This window comes from Streptomyces sp. NPDC088810 (genome assembly GCF_044750305.1).
GTDB lineage: Bacteria > Actinomycetota > Actinomycetes > Streptomycetales > Streptomycetaceae > Streptomyces.
In genome coordinates this window covers 360,160-375,832 of record NZ_JBIVJQ010000009.1, presented here as the reverse complement: position 1 = coordinate 375,832, position 15,673 = coordinate 360,160, and the positions used below count along the sequence as shown (strand labels likewise).

The window sequence follows — 15,673 nt, the reverse complement described above, 5'->3', positions numbered from 1 at the left end:
CCGCGTGAGGTGACGCGGTCGCCGGAGGAGTTCCTGGACCTGCTGGTGGAGCAGCGGGTGACGGTGCTCAGCCAGACGCCGTCGGCGTTCCGCTCCCTGGTCTCGGCCGCCGCCGCCGGTGACGAGCGGGTCGGCCGGCTGGCCCTGCGTTCGGTGATCTTCGCCGGTGAGAAGCTGGAGGTCGGCGAACTCACGCCGTGGACCGAGCGATGGGGTCTGGGCCGCGTGGCGCTGGTGAACATGTACGGCATCACCGAGACCACCGTCCACACCACCTACCACCGGCTCACCCAGCGCGACTTCGCACCGGGCGCCGGCAACCCGATCGGCCGCCCGCTGAGCGACCTCACCGTCCATCTCCTCGACGACAACGGGCAGTTGGTACCCGACGGCACCCGCGGTGAGATCCATGTCGGGGGTCCCGGTGTGGCCCGGGGCTATCTGAACCGGCCGGAGCTGACCGCCGAGCGGTTCGTGCCCGACCCGTTCGGTCCGCCCGGCGCGCGGCTCTACCGCTCCGGGGACCTCGCCCGGCGGCGGCCCGACGGCAGCCTGGAGTTCCTGGGCCGGGCCGACGACCAGGTCAAGATCCGCGGCTACCGGATCGAACTCGGCGAGATCGAAAGCGCCCTCGTCGCCCACCCGGCGGTCCTCCAGGCGGTCGTCGTCGCCCGTGACGACACCCTCGTCGGGTACGTCGTACCGGCCGGGGAGCAGCCGGTGGAGCCCGCGCGGCTGCGGGACTGGCTCGGGCGCGACCTGCCGGGCTACATGGTTCCGGCCGCCTACCAGCGCATCGAGCGGCTCCCGCTGACCGCCAACGGCAAGCTCGACCGGCGTGCCCTGCCCGCCCCCGACCGCACCGCCTACGCCCGCGCCGCCTACCTCGCCCCGCGCACCCCGGCCGAGGAACGGATCGCCGCGGTCTGGCGGGACGTGCTCGGCGTCGAGCGGGTCGGTGTCCAGGACGGCTTCTTCGACCTGGGCGGCGACTCCGTGAAAGCGGTCGCGGTGGCCGGGCTGATGCGCGAGGCCGGTCACGACGTCACCGCACGGGACGTGCTGGAGGACCAGACCGTCGAGGCGCTGTGCGCCCGCGCCGCCGCCTCGGCCGCACCGGCCCAGACCGTGGTGCCGGTGGCGCCGTTCGCGCTGCTGTCCGCCGAGGACCGGGCCGCCCTGCCGGACCGCCTGAGCGACGCCTACCCGCTCACCCAGACGCAGACCGGCATGCTCGCCGAGATGCTCTCCGCCGACGGCGGGCCGCTCGCCTACCACCGGGTGTCCTCGGTGCGGATGGGCGCCGACGAGCCCTTCTCCCGCGAACCCCTGCAGCGGGCCGTCCAGGAGCTGATCCGCCGGCACGAGGCGCTGCGCACCACGGTGGACGCGGAGTCGTTCGGCACGCCCCTGCAACTGGTGTGGGACACCGCCCCGGTGCCGCTGCGCGTGGTCGACCTGACCGGCGTGGACGCGGACGGGCAGGACCGGGCGCTGCGGGAGATGCTGGCCGAGGAGAGCCGTACCCCGCTGCCGCACGACACCCCTCCGCTGCTGCGCCTGCTGGTGCACCGGCTCGGCGACGGCGCCTGGCAGCTGACCGTCACCCAGTCCCACCTGATCGTCGACGGCTGGACCTTCGCCACCCTGCGCGGCGAACTCCTCGCCCTGTACCGGGCGTTCCGGGACGGCGACCCGGTCCCGCCGTACGACCCGCCCGCGGTGCGGTTCGCCGACACCGTGGCCGCCGAGCTGACCGCCCTGGCCTCCGAGGAGGACGACGCCTACTGGCGGGAGGCCGTCACCGGGCACGTTCCGTTCGCCCTGCCGGACGGCTGGGGCGACGGTTCGCGCGCCACGCGGGACGGCTACCAGCTGCGCGTCCCGGTGGGCGACCTCACCGACGGCCTGCGCGCCCTCGCGGCGGCCGCCGGCGTGCCCGTCAAGAGCGTGCTGCTGGCGGCCCACCTGAAGGTGCTCGCCGGGCTCACCCCGGAGCCCCGCTTCTCCTCGGGCCTCGTCACCCACTGCCGGCCCGAGGCGCCGGGTGCCGACCGGGTCTACGGCACCCACCTCAACACCCTGCCGTTCCCGGCCGGCCCGCTGCCCGCCCGCTGGCGTGAGTGGGTGCGCCAGGTCTTCGACCGGGAGCTGGAGGTGTGGCGGCACCGGCACTTCCCGATGCCGGCCGTCCAGCACCGGTACGGCGACGGGACACGGCTGGTCCAGGTGTACTTCAGCTACGAGGACTTCGGCGTCCCGGACACCGCGCCGGCCCGCGACGGCGACGGCGGGGCCATGGGCTCCAGCCACGACGAGTTCCCGCTCGCCGTGACCGCCGGCGGCGACGAGATCGTCCTCGACCTCGACGGCCGCGCGGTCGGCCGCGCCGACGGGGCCCGCCTGGTGTCCCTGTACCGGGCGGTCCTCGAGGCGATGGCCGCCGACCCGGACGGCGACGCCCGTACGGCGGTGCTGCCGGACGGCGAACGCGAGCTGCTCGCCCGCTGGTCCGCCCACCCGGCCGAGCCGCCCGCCTGGTGCCCGCCCGGCCGTTTCGAGGAGTGGGCCCGCCGCACCCCGGGCGCGACCGCCGTCGTCGTGGACGACGAGTCGGTGCCGTACGGGGAACTCGACGCCGCCGCCAACCGGATCGCGCACGAGCTGCGCGCGCTGGGCGTCGGCGCCGGGGCCACCGTCGGCCTGCTGCTGGGCCGCGGACGCGACCTGATGGCGGCCCTCCTCGGAGTGTGGAAGGCCGGTGCGGCCTACCTGCCGCTCGACGCCTCCTTCCCGCCGGAGCGGCTGCGGTATCTGCTCGCCGACTCGGGCGCCGCCGCCCTGGTCACCGAGTCCGCGCAGACGGCGGACGGCACAGCGGTCTTCGACGGGCCCCTCGTGCTGCTCGACCGGGACCGGGAGCGGATCGAGGCCCGGCCGGCCACCGCGCCGGAACGCACCGACGACCCCGACGGCATCGCGTACGTCATCTACACCTCCGGCTCCACCGGCCGGCCCAAGGGCGTGCAGATCACCCACCGGGGGCTCGCCAACTTCCTGCGCTACATGGTGGACACCTATCTCGCCGACGGCACGCACGGGGCGCCCGTGTTCTCCTCCGTGGCCTTCGACATGGCGGTGGCCGGCCTGCTGGCCCCGCTGATGGCCGGGCGGACCGTCCACCTCTTCCCGCACCACCGGCAGCTCGACGAGCTGGGTGCCTGGCTGGCCAAGAGCGGCCCGTTCGACTTCGTCGAGCTGACCCCCGGCCACCTGGAGCTGATCTCCGCGCAGTCGGGCGGCGAGACCGCGAGCCCGATCGCCCGGGCGCTGGTGGTCGGCGGGGAGACGGTGACCGCGCGGAGCGTGGCGCAGGCCCGCCCGCTGCTGGACGGCGGCGGCCGGGTGGTCAACTCGTACGGCCCCACCGAGGCATCGGTGGTGAGCAACGAGTTCGTCGTCCCCGACCCCTTCCCCGGTGACGCCGTACCCGTCGGCGGGCCGCTGCCGGGCGTCACCGCGCACGTCCTCGACGCGTGGCTGAACCCCGTCCCGCGGGGTGTGACCGGTGAGCTGTACATCGGCGGTGCGGGCGTGGCCCGCGGCTACGTCGACCGGCCGGCGACGACCGCCGAGAGGTTCGTCCCCGATCCCTACGGCCCGCCGGGCGCCCGGCTGTACCACACCGGCGACCTCGCCCGGGTGCTGCCGGACGGCTCCGTGGACTTCCTGGGCCGCGGCGACGGGCAGGTCAAGATCCGCGGCTACCGGGTCGAACCCGGCGAGATCGAGGCCGCGCTCGCCCGGCACCCCGGTGTCGCCGACGCCCGGGTGGTGCGCTGGGGCGACGGCCCGTCCGACGCCCGGCTGGTGGCCTACCTGGTCGCCGCCGGGCGGGGCGCGCCACCGGCTGCGGAGGAGCTGCGCGAGCTGCTGTCCCGGCAGCTGCCCGCGTACATGGTCCCCTCGGCGTTCGTGACGCTCGACGCGCTGCCGCTCACCGCGAACGGCAAACTCGACCGGCACCGCCTGCCCGCCCCCGACGACACCGCCTACGGACGGCGCGGTTACGACGCCCCGCGCACCCCGACCGAGCAGTGGCTCGCCGGCGTGTGGGCCGAGGTCCTCGACGTCGACCGGGTGGGCCGCGGCGACCGGTTCTTCGCCCTCGGCGGCCACTCCCTGCTGGTCTTCAAGGTCCTGTCGGCGGCCCGCCGCGCCGGGTACCCGCTGTCCCTGCTGATGCTCTACCGCGACGACAGCGTGCAGGCGGTGGCGGCGGCCGTCGACACGGCACGGGCCGCCGCACCGGCCGAGCGGAAAGCGGCGGCCCGGGCCACGACCGCCACCGGCTCACCGCAGTCGCTGCTCGCCGAGCACGTGCCCGGCGCCAGCCTCGCCGTCATCGCCGACGGTGAGCTGGTGGACGTCCGGACGGAGGGAGTGGTGTCCGCCGACGGGGGCGGCGAGGTCACGGTCCACACGCCGTTCCAGGCGGGCTCGGTGAGCAAGCTCGTCACCGCACTGGGCACCCTGCGGCTGGTGGACGAGGGCGTCCTCGACCTGGACCGGGACGTCGACGCCTACCTCACCGGTTGGCGGCTGCCGGACGGCACCGGGGTGACGCTGCGCCGGCTGCTCGCGCACCTGGCCGGACTGACGCCCACCCCGAGCACCGGCCAGCGGCGCGGCGAACCCCTCGTACCGCTGCCCGAGCTGCTGGAGCCGGTCCGCGCGGAGCTGCCGCCCGGCACCGTCTTCCGCAAGGCCAATGTGCACTTCTCCGTGGTCCAGCAGATCCTCGCGGACGTCACCGGCGAGAGCCTGGAGGCGCTGATGCGGCGCCTGGTGTTCGAGCCGCTGGCGATGACCGGCAGCAGCTTCGACCAGAGCCGCCCGGAGCACAGCGCCCACCCGGTGGCGTGCGGGCACGACGCCGACGGGCGCCCGGTCGACGGCGGCTGGCGGCAGTGGCCCGACACGGCGGCCGCCGGCCTGTGGACGACCGCCGCCGACCTGGCCAAGCTGCTGCTGGAGATCCGCCGCTCCCGGCTCGGCCGGCCCCTGGCGCTGCTCCGCCCCGGCACCGCCGAACAGCTGCTGACCCCGCAGCACCCGCACAGCGCCTACGGGCTGGGCGCGGTCGTCGACGACCTCGGCACCGACGTGCAGTTCGGGCACGGCGGTGCGGGCGCCGGCTACCACGCCCTGGCCATGTGCCGCATCGGGCAGGGCAGCGGGTTCGTGGTCCTCACCAACGGCGACGCCGGTGCCGAGGTGGCCAGGCGTTGTGTGCCGCTGCTGGACGCCCGGCCCGCGGACCGGTCGCGGTGAGCGCGGTCGGCGGGCCGGCCGTCACCGCCGGCCCGCAGCCGCCGCCCCCGCCGCTGCGCCGCAACCGGGACTTCCTGCTGCTGTGGCTCGGCGCGGGCCTGTCGGTGCTCGGCGACCGCGCCGCCACCGTGGCCTTCCCGCTGTTGATGATCTGGTACAGCGGCTCGCCCGGCCAGGCCGGCCTGGTGGGGTTCGCCGGACTGCTGCCGATGCTGCTGTTCCAGCTGCCGGCCGGGGTGCTGGTCGACCGGCTGGACCGCCGTACCACGATGGTCGTCTGCGACCTCGCCGGGCTGGTGGCCATGGTCAGCCTGGGCGCCGCCCTGCTGCACGGCACGCTGTGGCTGGCGCACATCATGGCGGTGGCGTTCGTGGAGGGCACCGCCGCCATCTTCTACCGGCTGGCGGAGCGGGCGGCCGTGCCCCATGTGGTCGGCACCGGGCAGGTGTCCACCGCGCTGTCCCAGAACGAGGCCCGGGCGCGCGCCGCCGGACTGCTCGGGCAGCCACTGGGCAGCGCCCTGTACGGCGCGGCCCGCTGGTCGCCGTTCCTGGCCGCCGCGCTCGGCCATCTGCTCGCCCTGTCCGGCCTGCTGCTGATCCGCAGGAAGTTCCAGACCCCGCGCGCCCCCGCCCCGTGGCGGCCGCGCGCCGAACTCGCCGAGGGCTTCGCCTGGTTGCTGGGGCAGCGGTTCCTGCGGGCGGCGATCTCCCTGGTCGCGGTGACCAACATCCTCTTCCAGGCGCTCAGTCTGTCCCTGGTCCTGGTCATCAAGGAGGGCGGCGGCTCACCGGCCGAGATCGGGATCATCGGCGTGGTCTCGGGCCTCGGCGGCATCGCGGGCGCCCTCACCGGCTCGCACGTCGTCCGGCGGCTGCGCCCCGGCACCGTCATGATCTGCGTCTTCGCCGTCTGGACACTGCTGATGCCGCTCGTCGCGCTGACCGCCGACGTGGTGCTGCTCGGCGCCCTGTTCGCCGGGACGTCGTTCGCCGGGGCGGTGCTGAACGTGATGGCCGGCGTCTATCAGGTGCAGGCCACCCCGGACGAGCTGCAGGGCCGGGTCGGCGGTGTCGCCGGGCTGCTCAGCTCCGGGGCGAGTTCGCTGGGCTCGCTGGGGGGCGGCTACGCGCTGGAGCAGACCGGCTCGACCGGCACCCTGCTCGGCGTCGGAGCGGTCATGGCGGCGACCACGCTCGCCGCCGCCCTGATCCCGTCCGTCCGCACCGCGCGGCGCCCCGAGCCTGCGCCGTCCGCCCCGTCGGCCCCGTCCGACCCGTCCGACACCCACTGACCACCTCGGTATAGGTCCGCTATCGGCCCGCTATCGGCGCACTGACCAGCATCAGCCGGAGGCGGGCCGAGGGACCGTTCGTGCCCTGGCCCGCCCGCCGGGGCGGCCAGAGCACCGCCGATCCATGGGGAGAAGCTATGAACGCGTCGCCAGACCTGTCCGCGCCGGGGCCGCTGCCCGCCCGCATCGCGCTCCAGGCCGCCGCCACCGCCGGGTCCGTCGCGGTCGTCGACGGCGAGCGCGAGCTGACCTACGGCGAACTGGACCGGCGGGCCAACCAGCTGGCGTGGTCGCTGCTGCGCTCCGGCGCCGACGCCCGGACCCCGGTCGGGGTGCTGCTGCACCGTGACGCCCGGCTCGCGGTCGCCCTGCTGGCGGTGTGGAAGGCCGGTGCCGCCTACGTCCCCCTGGACCCCGAGCACCCCGCCGCCCGCACCGAGGGCATCCTCGCCGACACCGGCGCCCGGTACGTGGTCACCGGCCCGGAGCACGCCCACCGGGTCACCGGCTCGATCCGCGCCGTCACCGTCGACCCCGCCCTCACCGCCCTGGACGGCCTGCCGGACACGGCACCGGACCTCGGCATCGCCGGCCCGCAGCCGGCCTACGTGCTGTACACGTCCGGGTCGACGGGCCGGCCCAAGGGCGTCGTCGTCCCGCACGAGGGCCTCGCCAACCAGGTCGCCTGGCGGGTGCGCACCCACGGCCTCGGCCCTGCCGACCGGGTGCTGCACAAGACCCCCGTCACTTTCGACGCCGCCGGCTGGGAGATCTTCGCCCCGCTCGTCTCCGGCGGCACCGTCGTGATGGCCCCCGCGGGCGCCGAACGCGACCCCGCCCTGCTGCTCGACACGGTGACCGGCCACCGGGTCACCGTGCTCCAGGTCGTGCCCTCGCTGCTGCGCCTCCTCGCCGACGACCCCGGCTGGTCGCGCTGCACCACCCTGCGGCTGCTGTCCTCCGGCGGCGAACAGCTGCACGCCGAGCTGGTCCGGCGCTTCCTGTCCCGGCTGCCCGAGGACGCCACCCCGCCCGAGGTGTGGAACACCTACGGCCCCACCGAGTGCTCCAACGAGGTCGCGGGCCACCGCCACGACCCGCTGCAGCGCACCGGCCCGGTGCCCGTGGGCACGGCCGTGGACGGCCTGCGCCTGCTGGTCCTGGATCCGGACGGGCACCCGGTGCCGGCCGGCGAGCAGGGCGAGCTGTACGTCGGCGGCATCGGCCTCGCCCAGGGCTACCTGGGCCGCCCCGACCTCACCGCGGAACGCTTCGTGCCCGACCCGTCCGGGCCGGCCGGCGCCCGCCTGTACCGCACCGGCGACCTGGTGCGCGCACGGGCCGACGGCGCCCTGGTGTACGCGGGCCGGGCCGACGACCAGGTCAAGATCAACGGCGTGCGGATCGAACCGGGCGAGGTGGAGGCCGCCCTCGAGGCCCACCCCCGGGTCCGGGAGGCCGCCGTCACCTCCTACCGGGCACCCGGCGGGGCCACCCGGCTCGCCGCCCACGTGCGCTTCGCCGACGGCGGCGGCCCGGACTGGGAGGAGCTGCGCGGCTTCCTCGCCGGCCGGCTGCCGCACAGCCACCTGCCCGCCGTGTGCCTGCCGGCCGACTCCTTCCCGCGCACCGCCAGCGGAAAGCTGGACCGGCGCGCCCTGCCCGAACCCGCCGCGCACGACGGCCCGGTCGAGGCACCCGCGACCGAGGCGGAGGAACTGGTCGCCGGCGTGTGGCGGGAGGTGCTCGGCGTGCCCGCCGTCGGCCCGCACGACGACTTCTTCCGGCTCGGCGGCTCCTCCCTGCAACTCACCGTCCTCGCCAACCGGTTGCGGGCCGCGACCGGCCGCCCGGTGGAGCTGTCCCGGCTGCTGGCTGCCACCACGGTGGCGGCGCAGGCCCGGCTCGTCACCCGGGACGCCGACACGGTGCCCCCCGTACGGCCCGTGCCCCGCACCGGTGCGCTGCCGCTCTCGCCCGGCCAGCGGCGGCTGTGGCTGCTGGACCGGATCGACCCGCGCGGCCGCGAGTGGGTGACCGGTGTGTTCCTGCGGGTGCCGGCCGGCGAACCGGACGCGCGCGTGCAGGCCGCCCTGGACCTGCTCCGGGCCCGGCACGAGGCGTTGCGCACCCGGTTCGTCACCGACGCCGACGGTGAACCGGCGCAGCTGGTCGACCCGCCCGCGCCGATGGAGCTGCACCGCGTGGCGGCGCCCCGGGACCGCGTCGGCGAGATCGTCGAGGACAGCGCCCGGCAGGGCTTCGACCTCGAACACGGCCCGGTCGTCCGCGCCCTGCTGATCGGCACCCCGGACGGCACCGGCGAGCGGACACTCGTCCTGCTGATGCACCACATCGTCGCCGACGGCTGGTCGGCGACCGTGCTGCGCGAGGAGTTCCACCGGGTGCTGCGCGCCCTGCGCGAGGGACACGACCCTGACCTGCCCGACCTGCCCGTGCAGTACGCGGACTACGCCCTGTGGCAGCGCGGCCGGCTGACCGAGGAGGTCGTCGCCCGCGAACTGGAGCACTGGAAGCGGGTGCTGGCCGGCGCCGAACCGCTCGCGCTGCGCACCGACCGGCCCCGGCCCCCGGTGCGCGACGCCCGCGGCGCGGTCGTCACCTTCACCGTCCCCGCGGACGTCAGCGACGCGCTCACCGAGCTGGGCCGGCGCGCCGACGCCACCCCGTTCATGGTGCTGCTCACGGCGTTCTCGACGCTGCTGGCCCGGTACACGGCCCGCTGGGACGTGGTGGTCGGCGCCCCCGTGGCGGGCCGCGAGCGGCCGGAGGTCGAGGGCGTCGTCGGGTTCTTCCTCAACAGCCTGGTGCTGCGCTGCCCGCTGGACGGATCGCTGACCTTCGCCGAGGCCCTGGACCGGGTCCGGGACGTGTGCAAGGAGGCCTTCGGCCACCAGGAGCTGCCCTTCGAGGAGCTGGTGGCCGAACTGGCCCCCGAGCGGGACCCCTCGCGCACCCCGCTCTACCAGGTGGCGTTCGACTACCACGACGAGGCGATGACCGGCTCCGCCGCCGACGCCGGCGAACTGGACGCGGTGGTCGAGGTGTCGTCGGTGGCGAAGACCGACCTCACGCTGTACATGCGCCGGCAGCCCGACGGCACCCTGCTCGGCGCGCTGGAGTACGCCGGCTCGCTCTTCGAGGCGGCCACCGTGGAGCGGATGGCGGGACACCTCGGGCAGCTGCTGTCCGACGCGGCCCGCACGCCCCGGCGCCGCCTGGACGCCCTCGACCTGCTGCCCGCCGCCGAACGCGCCGCGCTGGCCCGGCTGAACGACACCGTCACCCCCGCGCCGGACCGGTCCGTCCCCGCGCTGCTGGAACAGGCCGCGCGGTCGGCCGCCGGCCGGCCGGCGCTGATCGCGGACGGCACCCAGGTCACCTTCGCGGACCTGGAGCGCCGGGCCAACCGGCTGGCCCGGCAGCTGCGGGCCCGGGGCGTGGGACCCGAGACGGTCACCGCGGTCCTGCTGGACCGGGGCACCGACCTGCCGGCCGCGCTGCTCGCGGTGTGGCGGGCCGGCGGCGCCTATCTGCCGCTGGACCCGGCGACCCCCGCCGGCCGGCTGGGCCGGGTCCTGGCCGACGCCGGCGTCCGGGCCGTGGTGACGCAGTCGGCGCACCGGGACCTGCTCCCGCCCGGCTTCACCGGCGAGGTCGTCGCCGTCGACACCGACGCGGCCGAGATCGCCGCCCGCCCCGACGGCCCCCTGGACCACCCCGCGCACCTCGACCCCCGGCAGGGCCGCGACCTGGACCTGCTGGCCTACGTCATCTACACCTCCGGCTCCACCGGTTCGCCCAAGGGCGTGCAGATCACCCACCGCGGCCTCGCCAACCACCTGCGCTGGGCCGTCGAGGAGCTGGCCGGGCGCGGCAGCGGCGGCGCCGCCCTGTTCTCCTCGGTCGCGTTCGACCTCGTCGTACCGAACCTCTGGGCACCGCTGCTCGCCGGGCAGCCCCTGCATCTGCTGCCGCACGACCTGGACCTGTCCGAGCTGGGGCGCCGGCTGGCGGCGGCGGGACCGCTGTCCTTCCTCAAGCTGACCCCCGGTCACCTGGAGATCCTGGCGCAGCAGCTCGACCCGGAGCGCCTGGCCGGGCTCGCCTCCGTCGTCGTCGCCGCGGGCGAGGCCCTCCCGGCGGCCCGCGCGGACGCCTGGGCCCGCACCCTCGGCCCGGGCCGGCTCGTCAACGAGTACGGCCCCACCGAGGCGTCCGTCGGCACCTGCACCCACCCCGTGACGGCCCCGGTGCCCGGCACCACGGTGCCCATCGGGCGCCCGCTGCCCGGGGTCACGATGCACGTCCTGGACGACCTGATGCGTCCGGTGCCCGTCGGCGTCGTGGGCGAGCTGTACGTGGGCGGCCTCGGCCTCGCCCGCGGCTACGGCGCCCGGCCGCAGGCGACCGCCGCCGCGTTCGTCCCCGACCCCTACGGCCCCGCGGGCGCCCGCCTCTACCGCACCGGCGACCTGGCCCGGCTGCTCCCGGACGGCACGGTGGACTTCGTGGGCCGGCGCGACGGCCAGGTGAAGATCCGCGGCCACCGGGTGGAGACCGGCGAGGTCCGGGCCGTGCTGGAGCGGCACCCGGCGGTGCGCGAGGCCGTGGTCGTCGCGGTCGAGGACGGCGCCGGCAGCCACGCGCTGGCCGCCTACTGGGTGCCCGCCGAAGCCGGGGAGGCGGCCGAGCGGCTGCGCGAGGAACTCGCCGCGCACTGCGCCGAGCGGCTCCCCGACTACATGGTGCCGGGCAGTTTCACGGCGATCGGCTCCGTCCCGCTGAACGCCAACGGCAAGCTGGACCGGGCCGCCCTGCCCCGGCCGCGCACCGAGGCGCCCGTCGGCGACGAGGAGCCGGACGGTGTCGTCGAGGAACGGCTGGCGGAGATCTTCGCCGAGCTGCTCGGCGGCCGGGCCGGCCGGCACACCCACTTCTTCCGGGCCGGCGGCAACTCGATCCTGGCGATCCGGCTGATCGCGCAGATCCAGGACGCCTTCGAGATCGACTTCCCCGCCCGGGCCGTCTTCGAGGGCGCCACCGTCGCCGAACTGGCCGCGGCCGTCGAGGCGGAGGTGCGGGCCGAGATCGAGCGGATGGCGCCGGCCGAACTGATCGAACGGGCCCGGCAGCTGGACGAACAGGAACCGGACCGGTGACCGCAGCGGACCGGGACGCCCCCGCGTCGCACAGAAAGCGAGATGGGATGACCGAGGAAGAGTACGTCTCCAGGCTGGTGGCCTTCGTCAGGGAGGAGATCCTCCCGGCGGACCAGGCGGCCGGGTTCACCGACACCTTCCCGCTGATGGAGTCCGGGGTGCTGGACTCGCTGCGGGTCGCGCTGCTGCTCACCCACATCCGGGACGAGCTGCACGTGCACGTGTCGCCCGCGCTGATCGACACCGACCACTTCAAGGACGTACGGACCATCGCCCGCATGCTGCACGAGCTGTCGGCGGACGGGCAGAAGGAGGCAAGGGCATGAGCACGGACTTCGATGTCGCGGTCGTCGGCGGCGGACCCGCCGGTTCCACGATGGCGTCCTATCTCGCCCGGGCCGGACTGTCGGTGGCCGTGTTCGAGGGCGACACCTTCCCCCGGCCGCACGTCGGCGAGTCGCTGGTGCCGGCCACCACTCCCGTGCTGCACGAGATCGGCGCCCTGGAGAAGATCGACGAGGCGGGCTTCCCCCGCAAGTACGGGGCGTCCTGGACGTCGGCCGAGTCCCGGGACATCCCCGTACTGGACTACAAGGGGCTCACCCACGGCTGGACCGCCGACATCGCCTTCGTCGAACGCAACCAGCCCGGTGTCGACCGCGACTACACCTACCACGTCGACCGGGGCCGCTTCGACGCCATCCTGCTGCGCCACGCGGCCGAGCAGGGCGCGACGGTGGTCAACGGGGGCCGGGTGCTGAACGTCGACTTCGACGACCCCGAGGCCGTGGAGCTGACCGTGCGCACGGCCGGCAAGGAGACGCGGTACACCGCCGGGATGGTGGTCGACGCGTCCGGCCGGCAGACCCTGCTGGGCCGCCAGCTGAAGGTGAAGGTCGCCGACCCGGTCTTCGACCAGTACGCCGTGCACACCTGGTTCGAGGGCCTGGACCGCACCGCGATCGCCCGCGACGCCGCCCAGGTCGACCACATCTTCGTGCACTTCCTGCCCATCAAGGACACCTGGGTGTGGCAGATCCCGATCACCGACACCATCACCAGCATCGGCGTGGTGACCCAGAAGAAGCGCTTCGCCGCCGCCGGCACCGACCGGGAGGGCTTCTTCTGGGAGTTCGTCGCCAGCCGGCCCGAGCTGCACGACGCCCTGCGCGGCGCCCGCCGGGTCCGCGACTTCAAGGCCGAGGGCGACTACAGCTACGCCATGAAGCAGATCTGCGGCGACCGGTTCGTGCTCATCGGGGACGCGGCCCGGTTCGTCGACCCGATCTTCTCCAGCGGGGTCAGCGTCGCCCTGAACAGCGCCCGCATCGCCGCGCAGGACATCATCGCCGCCCACGCGGCCGGCGACTACACCCGCAAGCGGTTCGAGACGTACGAGAGCAAGCTGCGCCGCGCGGTGCAGTACTGGTACGAGTTCATCTCGATCTACTACCGGCTGAACGTGCTGTTCACGGCCTTCGTGCAGGACCCGCGCTACCGCGTCGACGTGCTGAAGATGCTCCAGGGCGACGTGTACGACGGTGAGGAGCCCAAGGCGCTGACCGCGATGCGGGAGGTCGTCCGGGAGGTGGAGAACAACCCCAAGCACCTGTGGCACCCGTACCTGGGCACACTCAGGGCGCCCGCCACGGCACCCGCGTTCTGACCCGCCGGGCGCAGGTACGCACGACGCAAGGGCCGCCCACCGGAGGAGTTCCGGTGGGCGGCCCTTGCCGCTGCTGCCGTCCGCGGCGCGAAGCCGGTCAGGCCGGCGGTCAGGCCGGCGGCCAGGCGGCGAACCGCCGCAGGCCGTACAGCAGCGGTGCCCGCTCGTCGTGCCGGGTGACCCGGCAGATCTGCCCGAACACCGCCACGTGGTCGCCCATCGGCTGGGCGTGCAGCACCGCGCAGTCGGCGACCCGGTGCGCGTCGGCCGGCAGATGCGGTCCGCCGGTGTGCGGGCCGGCCGTCCAGGACACCCGGTCGAACCGGTGCGGGTCGCCCGAGGCGAACAGCTGCGCGGTCTCCCGGGCACCGGAGTGCAGCAGGTTCACCGCGAAGCCCGCGGAGCCGGCCACCGCCGCCAGCGTCGGGCTGCCCGCGCGCAGGCACACCACCAGCACCGGCGGCTCCAGGGAGACCCCGCACAGCGAGGAGCACGTCATGCCGCGGGGGGTGCCGTCGTCGTCCCGGGCGGTGACGACGGCGACTCCGCTGGGGAACCCGCTCATGAGAGTGCGGAAGTCCTCCGGCGACGCGACCGCCGCCGGAGGACGAAGGGTGCCGCTCACGGCTGGTGCATCCGTGAGAAGTAGGTGTACGCCTCCGGCAGGGTCTTCACCAGCTGCTGGGCCTTGTCCCGGATCGCGTCGAACTCCTGCTGCGCGGCGGAGAAGTCCGCCAGGGCCAGCGCCGCCGACGGCTTGACGTCGATGGCGCCCATGCCGAGCAGGATGCACATGTACGAGTAGGGCGGCAGGCCGTGGTAGTACGGGTAGATCGTCTCGCTGTCCGGCAGCTGGGTGCGCCACTTCTCGATGCGCTCCGCCAGGCCGTCCGGCACCGCGCGGGTCTTGGTGTCCCGCCAGTACTGGGTGTCGGAGCGCTTGGCGGCCTGGTAGTGCAGCGCCAGGAACTCCCGTACGCCGTCCATGACATGGGCGACGCCGTCGTTGTAGCGGTCGCGCAGGGCCGGGTCCCAGTCCGGGCCGGGGAAGTGCTTCACCAGCTGCTCGATGGCGTGGTGGATGAAGAAGATGCCGGTGGACTCCAGGGGCTCCACGAAGCCGCTGGCCAGGCCGACGGCGACACAGTTGCGCACCCAGGAGTTGCGGCTGCGGCCGATCCGCATCCGGATGTGGTTGGCCTCGACGTCGGCCGCCGCGGGGCCGACGAACTCGCGCAGCGTGCGCTCCGCCTCCTCCGGGGAGAGGTAGTCGCGGGCGTAGACGTACCCGGTGCCGACCCGGCCCATCAGCGGGATCGTCCAGATCCAGCCGGCGTCCTGGGCGGTCGCGGTGGTGCAGGGGCGGATGCCGCGCCGCTCCATGTCCATCGGCACCTGGAGGGCGACCGCGCTGTCGTTGGGCAGCGTGTCCTGGTAGGAGATGAACGGCTCCTCCAGGGCCTTGTTCAGCAGCAGGCCGCGGAAGCCCGTGCAGTCCACGAACAGGTCGCCGGTCAGCTCGCCGTGCCCTGCCGTCATGACGCCCTTGATCCAGCCCCGCTCGTCCAGGCCGACGTCGGTGACGTCGTCCACGACGTGCCGGACGCCGCGCTCCACCGCGTACCTGGTGAGGTACTTGGCGAGCAGGGCCGCCTCGAAGTGGTAGGCGTAGGGGAACTGCGTCTTGCCCTGGTGCTCGGACATCGTCAGCCCCCGCATCTCCTCCGCGCTCTCGTCGAAGGGGGTGTCGAGCAGGCTGCCGTCGAGCCGGCGGGGGCTCAGCCCGGCGTCGATCACCGACGCCATCACGAAGCAGTCCTTGTCGAACCGCTCGGTGGGGCCCTGCTGCAGCCACCAGTCGGTCAGCGGGAACCCGTTGACCGACCGCACCTGTTCGAACGGGTGGTAGAAGTAGTGGCCCTTCTCTCGCCAGTTCTCGAAGCGGACGGCCAGTTTGTAGGTGGCGTTGCAGGCCGGCATCCAGTCGGACTCCTTGAGCCCGAGGAACTCGAAGAAGTGCCGGATGTCGCTGAAGGTGGCCTCGCCGACGCCGATGGTGCCGACCTTGCCCGACTCCACGAGCGTGATGTCGATCCGGTCGCCGAAGGCGGCCTTGAGGTAGGAGGCGGTCATCCAGCCCGCCGTGCCGCCGCCGACGATCACGACTTTGTTGGTCATGTGTGTCCCCAATCCGG

Annotated in this window: 7 protein-coding genes; 5 read left to right on the top strand and 2 right to left on the bottom strand. The window is 74.6% G+C overall.

Translation table 11 applies throughout. From position 1 onward, the window contains the following. Window positions 1–9: 9 nt before the first annotated feature. The 5 genes from ACIP4Y_RS27860 (at window position 10) to ACIP4Y_RS27840 (ending at window position 13,478) form a co-directional block, all read left to right on the top strand. On the top strand, window positions 10–5,334 hold the full coding sequence (locus ACIP4Y_RS27860) for an amino acid adenylation domain-containing protein (RefSeq protein ID WP_401398416.1): 5,325 nt from the start codon (window positions 10–12) through the stop codon (window positions 5,332–5,334). Continuing rightward, window positions 5,331–6,629, top strand: coding sequence for an MFS transporter (locus tag ACIP4Y_RS27855; RefSeq protein ID WP_401398414.1), 1,299 nt, complete (start codon window positions 5,331–5,333; stop codon window positions 6,627–6,629). Before ACIP4Y_RS27860 ends, ACIP4Y_RS27855 begins: the two co-directional genes overlap by 4 nt. A gap of 137 nt (window positions 6,630–6,766) precedes the next feature. Continuing rightward, complete coding sequence (locus tag ACIP4Y_RS27850; protein ID WP_401398412.1) at window positions 6,767–11,812, top strand: amino acid adenylation domain-containing protein; 5,046 nt, start codon at window positions 6,767–6,769, stop codon at window positions 11,810–11,812. A 47-nt stretch (window positions 11,813–11,859) separates the two neighbouring features. Continuing rightward, window positions 11,860–12,138 carry an acyl carrier protein gene (locus ACIP4Y_RS27845; protein ID WP_358646775.1) on the top strand — a complete coding sequence of 93 codons (279 nt, stop codon included), beginning with the start codon at window positions 11,860–11,862 and terminating at the stop codon, window positions 12,136–12,138. After that, window positions 12,135–13,478 carry an NAD(P)/FAD-dependent oxidoreductase gene (locus ACIP4Y_RS27840; protein WP_358646777.1) on the top strand — a complete coding sequence of 448 codons (1,344 nt, stop codon included), beginning with the start codon at window positions 12,135–12,137 and terminating at the stop codon, window positions 13,476–13,478. Before ACIP4Y_RS27845 ends, ACIP4Y_RS27840 begins: the two co-directional genes overlap by 4 nt. A 109-nt stretch (window positions 13,479–13,587) precedes the next feature. Here the strand turns inward: ACIP4Y_RS27840 and ACIP4Y_RS27835 are convergent, their stop codons facing one another. Together ACIP4Y_RS27835 and ACIP4Y_RS27830 are read right to left on the bottom strand one after the other, a co-directional pair. Next, on the bottom strand, window positions 13,588–14,043 hold the full coding sequence (locus ACIP4Y_RS27835) for a flavin reductase family protein (protein WP_401398409.1): 456 nt from the start codon (window positions 14,041–14,043) through the stop codon (window positions 13,588–13,590). Window positions 14,044–14,099: 56 nt separating this feature from the next. Further along, the gene (locus ACIP4Y_RS27830) at window positions 14,100–15,656 is read right to left on the bottom strand and encodes a tryptophan halogenase family protein (RefSeq protein ID WP_401398407.1); all 1,557 of its coding nucleotides are present in this window, start codon (window positions 15,654–15,656) and stop codon (window positions 14,100–14,102) included. Window positions 15,657–15,673: the final 17 nt, after the last annotated feature.